The organism is Halococcus saccharolyticus DSM 5350, assembly GCF_000336915.1.
Taxonomy (GTDB): Archaea; Halobacteriota; Halobacteria; order Halobacteriales; family Halococcaceae; genus Halococcus; species Halococcus saccharolyticus.
The window spans coordinates 91,610-97,726 of sequence record NZ_AOMD01000034.1; the positions used below are offsets into that span (position 1 = coordinate 91,610).

Here is a 6,117-nt window from a genome sequence, read left to right on the forward strand (position 1 = left end):
CTCAGCCTGCCGACTCGACGGTTGTGCTGGCGCTGCCGAACTGTTCGCGGACGAACAGCGCGAGCAACAGCAGCGTCGCGGTCCCGAGAACGGCGGCGAAGACGAGAACGAACAGCGTGACTGGTGTCAACCCGCCCGCGATCTGTTCTCGGAGGAACGACCCCGCCGTGACGGCGGTCACGCCGATGAGCACCACGCCGCCGACGTTGGCGACCGTCGGGTTCGTCTCCGGGACCGCCTGCCGGTCGTTGAGCAGGTAGAGGACGAGTGCGAGCGCGAACGGTGTCCCGACGAGCCCGAACGCGAGCGTCAGGACGAGCAGCGGGAAGACCTCCCCGCCGACGAACACGCCAGCGATGCCGGCGAGCGCGACGGCGACGACGGCCGCCCGGTATCGCGGATCGGCGACGTCGCGCTCCCACCCTAGCTTGTCCGCGAGGAGGTACGGCGGGACGACCGTGTTCGCGCCGAGCGTCGAGATGGCTGCACCCCAGAGACCGAGCAGGAACAGCCAGCTGGCGGACTCGCCGACGAGCGGTCCGAGCGCCTGTGCGGCCGCGGTCGCGGTCAGCTCGCCGGCCGCGACGTTCGGTCCGTGGAGCACCGACGCGGCCACGAGGAAGATGGCGAGGCTGTAGACGCCGAACGCACCCAACATCGAGACGATGACGTCGAAGCGCGCGAGACCGAACTCCTCGCGGGTCCAGCCGCGCGCCGCCATCGTGTACGACTGCATCGTCACGAGCGTGATGTGGACCGCGCCGCCGAGAACGCCCGCGGCGACGAGCGCGCCGTCCACGCCGGCGGGAATCCGTGGTACGAGTCCGCCGGCCGCCGCCGAGAGATCGATGGGCACGATGAACAGCGAGGCGACGAAGGCGAGAACGACGAGCGAGACGAGCACCTTCGCGCCGAGCTCGGCGATGTGATAGCCGCCGCTGGCGAGCCCGACGGCGAGCACGAGCCCCCAGACGACCGCCCAGACCCGGGCGTCGATCCCGGTGATCGTCGCGGAGACGCCGGCGACCGTCTTCATGATGACCAACTGCGCTAATCCGGCGGCCAGCACCGTGTCGGCGACGAGCAGCCACGCCCATCCGTCTCCGAGGTGTTCCTCGACGACCGAGACGATACCCGCCTCGGTCAGCAGTCCGAGCCGCATCGCGAGATACTGCGAGAGCGCGCCGAGCACTGCCGAGAGCACGGCGACCCAGAGGAGAGTGTAGCCAAAGCCCGCTCCGCCGGCGATGAGGCTGGCCATCGTCGCTGGACCGGCGGCGATCGCCCCTGCGAGCCACGCCGGCCCGATCTCCGCGGTGTAGCCGCGGACGCGTTCGATCGTGGCCATTCAGACGCACCCGAGGAACTCGTCGTCGTTCATTGGTATATCACTCGATACTATCTGCCAGTAATTAGCGCTTGCGACATCGACATGTGACGGTTACGTGCAGCGAATCGAGATGACATCTCTCGGAACCGGTACGGATCGACCATCTCCCTCCGGACGATATCGGACCCAAACAACTAACTCCCATCGATCGGAAGCACCGCTCGATCCGACCCGTCGATCGACGATCGTCGACGGCGACGACTGGTGAACTCATGAACGAACGACCGACGCGAACCGGGGGACGATGAGCGCAAGCACCGAGAAAGGGATGCAGTCCGGCGTGTTGCCGTGGTCGGCGAACTTCCGGGTGGTGCTCGCGAGTTCGATGATCGGGATCATGGGCGTTTCGTTGCTCACACCGGTCCTCCCCCAATTGAAGGGCGTTTTCGGTGTCGGCGACGCCGCTGTCGGGTTGATCGTCCCGGCGTTCACCCTCCCGGGCGTCGTCTTGACCCCGTTCGTCGGGATCGCGGCCGATCGGTTCGGCCGGCGGCGGACCCTGGTCCCGCTTCTCGTGCTGTTCGGCGTCGCGGGGTCGGCGATCGCGTTCGCACCGAACTTTCGGGCGGTACTCGCCCTCAGGGTCCTCCAGGGAATCGGCGGCAGCGCGCTCATCATGCTCGCGATCACGCTGATCGGGGACTACTACGACGACCCGCGCCGCAGCACCGCCATCGGAATCAACGGCGGCGCGATCGGCACCAGCGGCGCGATCTTTCCGCTCCTCGGCGGGGCGCTCGCGACGATCCGGTGGGAGATACCGTTTCTCTTCTTCGGTGTCGCCGTCCTCGTCGGCTGTTACGCGCTGTTCGTTCTCGACGAGCCGGTCATCGACGATCGACAATCGATCCGGGCGTACCTCCAGGGAATGCGCGAGGTGCTGTCGTACCCGCGCGCCCTCGCAGTCCACGCCACCGTCTTCACGCACTTCTTCGTGTTCTACGGACTGTTGACCGCGATGCCGCTCGTGCTGGGCGACGCCTACGGTCTCGCGAGTGGCCGTATCGGACTCTTCCTCGCCGCACTGGCGGTCGCGAGCGCGGTGGTCAACACCCAGTACGGCCGTCTCTCCGGACACTACGCTTCGCCGACCCTGATCGCCGTCGGATTTGGGTGGTACGGCCTCTCGCTGCTCGGGCTCGCAACGGGCCCCTCGCTCCCGATCGTGATCGTCTGTCTGCTCGGCTTCGGTGTGGGCGTCGGGCTCATCACGCCGTCGCTCGACAGCACGGTGATCGGTCTCGTGCCGGGACGGCTCCGCGCCGGTATGATGAGCGTCCGGACGAGTATGCTCCGACTCGGTCAGACCGTCGGTCCGGTCGCGTTCACGACCGCCGCCTCGGTGTCGCTCGGCAACGGCCTGATCGGGTATCCCACGGTACTTGCCGGCGTCGGTAGCGTGGTCCTGCTCGGAGGTGGTGTCGCGCTCCTCGTGTATCGTGCCTCGTAGCGACCACTTCGAGCCATCTCGGAACCGCCGTGGCCACGGTTCGTTCGCCGACATATGTGCAACAGCTCTCTCGAAGCGAGGACTGCAACGACCGATACGTTTAGGACGGCTTCCCACGAACCGTTCGCCATGGAGCGTGCGCTCGTTGTCGTTGAGGGAACCGAAGCGACGAAGGAACTCGTGCGAGAGGCCGGCGAACTCGCCGCCGGCGTCGGAGCCGAACTGTTCTTGGTACACGTCACCACTCAAAGTGAGTTCAGCGAGCACGCGAGTTCGCTGGCGGACGTTTCCGACCGGGACGCAACGTACAGTCTCGATCGGGCGCGTGAGGGGGCCCGTCAGTTCGCGGAGGATATCGGTCGCGAGGCCTTCGAAGGGCTCTCGGTTGAGTTCGAGGCTATCGGCATCCTCGGTGACAAGGAAGAGAAGATCCTGGAGACCGCTTACGAAAAGGACTGTGACCACCTCTTCATCCAGGGCCGGAAACGCTCGCCGACGGGGAAGGCGCTGTTCGGTGACCTCGCTCAGTCGGTCCTGCTCAAGTTCGATGGCACGGTCACGATCACCACCGTTTGAGGTTCACCGCTGGCCCGTCACACGATCGAGGTCATCGTGTTCGCTACGGACGGATCGGTGAGTCGCTCCCGGGCGGCTACCGACGTGTCCGGCTGATTCGACGATACCTGCCGACGGCTCTCGAATCCGACAGCGGGATCGCAGTCGAGACGGTTCCGCGGCAAGCGAGCAGGTAGTGATCTCCCACCCTTCGTCTCGTGGATGAAGCCGTTGCCGGCCATTTCCATTATCGTGGCTCGTATCGTCCAGCCAACGAACGGTCGTCGTGTGAACCACCGTTACTGCAAGTGCCAGCGGAAGAAACGTGTGTTCGTATTTCGGAAATACGCTATCGATCCGAGGACACTGATCCATCACTGCCCCTTACTTTCGCCGATATCGTCCCTTAGAACCCTCGATATGGCCATTTAATCTCGATCAGTTACAGGATCGCCCCGATGCGACACGAGGCCTGTAATGGTCTCTGTGGTGTCGAGCATCGATCCGGTAAAAAATCATCAACTCATATCTTCTGTCTAGATTCTCTTCTACCAAACGGCCATTTTCTACCACCAATAGAGAATAGTCTTTGCCTGTGGGGTCCACCGATATGTTCCACAACCTACTCTCGTGGAGATCATACAGTTCGTGGCGAATGGCGCTCAGAACCGTTTTAAACCTCGTGCATCGGGTCGAAATCGGAAAAGATGGCAGCTCCCGGATGCATGACGATATGCAATCGATCTGTCTCTGATCTCTACTGTTTGATTGATAAAACGCCAGCGCTGTGCCCACTAATTTCCTGATCTGACTCGATCATATCTGGGCTATCACTTCTAATTATACTCTTACTCTATGAACAACTTTCTGCGCCGGGCCATTTCGTAACACAGGTAGTATTGTTACGGAGTGGGTGGACCTGCACAACAGTTGAACCAGTGAGCGTGAACCGGTTCCCAGGTTGTCTCGTACGACGAACTCGTTCGTGGACTGTCGAAGCTTTTCATCCTGTTCGACCGTCGAATGAGTTCGATTCCACTGAAACACGCGGTGCTGTCGAGACGTTCGTGACTGATGGTCGAGGACGGAACGACAATGCGAACCGTGCTCTTTCGTCCATTAAGAACAATACTTTTGTACCCTGACGCACGGTGTGCTAGTAGAGAAACGATGACATCGAAAAACGAAATGCGGGTGAAGACGACGACGACCTCGTTCAAGATCATCGAAACCCTTCACGAACTGGAGGGAGCCGGTGTCACCGAGATCGCGAACCGGTTGGATATCTCCAAAAGTAGCGTATACAAGCACCTCAAGACGCTCGAAGAGGAGCGGTACGTGATCAAAGGAGACAATGATATGTACTACACTGGACTCCGACTGTTGAGTCTCGGTGTGGGAGCACGCCGACGGCGGAAGATCTACGAAACTGCAAAGCCGGAGATACAGCGGTTAGCCGAAGAATCCGGCGAAATGGCGAACCTGCTGGTCGAAGAACAGGGACGTGGGATATTCCTTTACAGAGCCGACAGCAGCCGAGCGGTGAATCTCGATACTCACGCTGGTCGTGAAGTGTATCTCCACACGACGGCGATGGGCAAAGCGATCCTCGCGGGGTTTTCTGACGAACGAGTGACCGATATCATCGAGCGCCACGGTCTTCCACGGATGACGGAGTATACAATCACTGACGAGGCTGATTTGCTCGACGAGCTCCAATCGATCAGGGAGCAAGGATGGGCGTACGACCGCGAGGAGCGATTGAAAGGGCTCTGTTGCGTGGCGGCACCGATCACGGACCCGGACGGTACCGCGCTGGGAGCTATCAGCGTCTCTGGTCCACGGAGTCGTCTGAAACGAGATAGCCTGGGCAAACTACCACAGTTGATTCTGGACGTACAGAACGTCATCGAACTCAACGTGGCGTACGATTAAACACCACTAGGCCGCTTCCCTATCGGAAACAGCCTTTTCGAAGGAGATAACAGAAGCCGACACGCCGTGTACTCTTCATTTACGTCCGGTTAAATCGAGAACAAATGTTAGTGTTTCGACCGAGGAAACGGTCGACTCTCACGATGACTTGGTGTTCAGAAATCCCTTGAATACTCTCCACGACTGACAAACCGTTGAGGGTACACTGAGTCAAATACGAGTGCTCTCTGATCCAGAACAATAACGATCTACGTCAACAACGATGGGATATCTTTTTACTGCTCAACGGAGAGGCTCCGGGCATGGGACTAGACGAGGACTCGCTGGAGTACCACCGACAGGAACCGCCGGGCAAGATCGAGATCGCCACTACCAAACCCACGAACACCCAACGGGACCTCTCGCTGGCGTACTCGCCGGGGGTGGCGGCAGCGTGTGAGGAGATCGCTGCCGATCCCGANACCAAACCCACGAACACCCAACGGGACCTCTCGCTGGCGTACTCGCCGGGGGTGGCGGCAGCGTGTGAGGAGATCGCTGCCGATCCCGACGACGCCTACACCTACACCGCGAAGGGCAACATGGTGGGTGTGATCTCCAATGGCTCCGCCGTGTTGGGCCTCGGGGATATCGGTGCGCAGGCCTCCAAGCCGGTGATGGAGGGCAAAGGCGTGCTGTTCAAACGCTTCGCCGACATCGACGTCTTCGACATCGAACTCGACGAGGCAGACCCTCAGGAGATCATTCGAACTGTCGAGGCGATGGAGCCCACCTTCGGCGGCATCAA

The 6,117-nt window shown here is 61.2% G+C and carries 4 protein-coding genes and 1 pseudogene; 4 read left to right on the top strand and 1 reads right to left on the bottom strand.

The window, feature by feature from the left end:
* Window position 1: 1 nt before the first annotated feature.
* A complete protein-coding gene (locus C449_RS17215; RefSeq protein WP_006079328.1) occupies window positions 2–1,348 on the bottom strand; it encodes an NRAMP family divalent metal transporter in 1,347 nt (448 codons plus the stop codon).
* A 286-nt stretch (window positions 1,349–1,634) separates the two neighbouring features.
* Here C449_RS17215 and C449_RS17220 point away from each other — a divergent pair, with 286 nt between their 5' ends.
* The 4 genes and pseudogenes from C449_RS17220 to C449_RS17240 form a co-directional block, all read left to right on the top strand.
* A complete protein-coding gene (locus C449_RS17220) occupies window positions 1,635–2,840 on the top strand; it encodes an MFS transporter (RefSeq protein WP_049914412.1) in 1,206 nt (401 codons plus the stop codon).
* 129 nt (window positions 2,841–2,969) lie between these two features.
* Window positions 2,970–3,416, top strand: a complete 447-nt coding sequence (locus C449_RS17225) for a universal stress protein (RefSeq protein WP_006079330.1) — start codon at window positions 2,970–2,972, stop codon at window positions 3,414–3,416.
* Between the two features lie 1,149 nt (window positions 3,417–4,565).
* On the top strand, window positions 4,566–5,330 hold the full coding sequence (locus C449_RS17235) for an IclR family transcriptional regulator (protein ID WP_049914413.1): 765 nt from the start codon (window positions 4,566–4,568) through the stop codon (window positions 5,328–5,330).
* Between the two features lie 302 nt (window positions 5,331–5,632).
* Window positions 5,633–6,117, top strand: a pseudogene (locus tag C449_RS17240) (NADP-dependent malic enzyme); the annotation flags it as partial.